We start from the raw sequence: 837 nt of genomic DNA on the forward strand, positions 1-837 counted from the left end.
ATGTCCTGGCTAATCTCAAGGTCCTGGCCGGCACGGATGAAGACCTCGCGCATGACATCACCAGGGCGATCAACCGGTTGAGGTCGTTGTTGCTCCAGACCCATCCCGCGCTGGAACGCGTCTTCAAGGGTACTGTCCTGACCAGGTCGATTGTGTTGGATTTACTGATCAGGTACCGCGGGCCGGCCGGTCTGCGTACTGCTGGTAAGTCGGGGGTGAAGCGGTGGGCGAAGAACCATACCCGCAAGGATCCATCGGCCTTGATTGATGCGATCTTCGACGCTCTGGCCGAACAAACGGTGACCGTGCCCGGGAGTGAGGCGTCGGAGTCGGTGGTGCCGCGTCATGCTGCCAGGATCAAGGCGTTGAAAGCTGAGCGTAAAGAGATCGAAGTAGAAGCTGAGGAGTTGGCGGATTCGCTCCCTCTTCTTCAGGTCTTAACGTCCATGCCGGGAGTCGGCGTTAAGACCGCATCCCAGATCCTCCTGGCAGCCGGTGATTTCTCTGCGTTCAAGACTGCTGGCCATTTGGCCGCGTATGCCGGTATTGCTCCGGTGACGCGGCGGTCGGGGACATCGATTCGGGGTGAGTTCCCGTCGCGGGCGGGCAACAAACGGTTAAAGAACGCCCTGTTCCACTCAGCGTGGGTGGCGTCGTGTCATGACCCATTATCGAAGGCGTATTACGACCGGAAACGGGCGGAGGGCAAGCGGCATAATGCTGCGGTGATGTGTCTGGCTCGTCGCCGGCTCAACGTCCTGTTCGCGATGGTCAAGACCGGGGCCTTCTACGAGGCGAAGACCCCAGCTGCTGCTTGACAATGAATGTAACGGGCGG

The 837-nt window shown here is 59.9% G+C and carries 1 protein-coding gene; it reads left to right on the plus strand.

What is annotated here, in order from left to right:
• Positions 1-818 (plus strand): IS110 family RNA-guided transposase (locus IHE57_RS16160; RefSeq protein ID WP_209374685.1); only part of this gene is annotated, 818 nt, incomplete at its 5' end.
• Positions 819-837 lie beyond the last annotated feature (19 nt).

It is taken from the genome of Brevibacterium renqingii (assembly GCF_017808105.1).
GTDB classification, from domain to species: domain Bacteria; phylum Actinomycetota; class Actinomycetes; order Actinomycetales; family Brevibacteriaceae; genus Brevibacterium; species Brevibacterium renqingii.